Below are 509 nucleotides of genomic sequence, written 5' to 3' on the forward strand. Positions count from 1 at the left end.
GGCAATACTGCCTGCTGCGCGTGCCGACAGCAGCATGGCGTCCATCAGCTCGGACGACAGCGGATCTCCGCCACCGCGGCGCTCACCGCCTGCTCGAAAGCCCCTCGCCCGACCTTGCTCAGGCGGATGCCGAATGCCTTCAGCGAATGGCGGATGGCGTTCTCCAGGTCGAGGAACTTGGCCCTTCAGATTGCGGCGGTGTGTCAGCAGAAGCTCGGTTCGGTAGCAGCTTTCAGACTTGTTATGAGCCTGTCGGAACCACCCGGTGCGCATGATGTGGGCGATGCCGAGCGCATCGGCCTTGTCGGTTTTGTTGCACTGAGCCGACATCGCGGCGCACATATTGGTTTCCGGGCACATCGCCGCCCGAACTTCAACAGTTCCGGGTGCGGCGAGGACAACAGCGAGCCGGCGTCGGGGCCGACGCGGGAGGGATGGCCGAGCGGTTTAAGGCACCGGTCTTGAAATTCGCTTGCTAACGTACCTCCCCTTCCCTAGCTGTTCCGATA

Annotated in this window: 1 pseudogene; it reads right to left on the reverse strand. The window is 62.9% G+C overall.

The features are described from left to right. Positions 1-428, reverse strand: a pseudogene (locus tag EN780_RS37320) (IS110 family transposase); the annotation flags it as partial. Positions 429-509 lie beyond the last annotated feature (81 nt).

Source organism: Mesorhizobium sp. M4B.F.Ca.ET.089.01.1.1 (genome assembly GCF_004022605.1).
GTDB lineage: Bacteria > Pseudomonadota > Alphaproteobacteria > Rhizobiales > Rhizobiaceae > Mesorhizobium > Mesorhizobium abyssinicae.